This is a genomic window from Paraburkholderia sp. SIMBA_030 (assembly GCF_046535245.1).
Classification (GTDB): Bacteria; Pseudomonadota; Gammaproteobacteria; order Burkholderiales; family Burkholderiaceae; genus Paraburkholderia.
The window spans coordinates 1-242 of sequence record NZ_JAWRXB010001447.1 but is presented as its reverse complement, the minus strand read 5'-3'; the positions used below and the strand labels follow the sequence as shown (position 1 = coordinate 242).

Genomic DNA, 242 nt, shown 5'->3' with positions numbered 1-242 from the left:
GCAGTTCAAGCGCCATCAGCGTCAGCATGAGCAACGTGACGGGCGATAATGGAATTTCGAGCCTCAGCAACATGGCCACGGGTTCATCGGTCACGTCGACGGGCGGCGGCTCGTGGAAACAGACGCAGTCCGCGCAAGACGCGCTTTTCACCGTCGACGGCACCACGGTCAGCAGTTCGAGCAATTCTTCATCGACAGCGATCGCGGGTGTCACGCTGAACCTGACCGCGGCCGCACTCGGC

Annotated in this window: 1 protein-coding gene; it reads left to right on the top strand. The window is 62.0% G+C overall.

Annotation, left to right across the window (positions count from 1 at the left end; all coding sequences use genetic code 11):
- Positions 1-26 precede the first annotated feature (26 nt).
- The coding region (fliD, locus tag SB772_RS44825) for a flagellar filament capping protein FliD (protein WP_410839130.1) at positions 27-242 on the top strand (216 nt) is incomplete at its 3' end.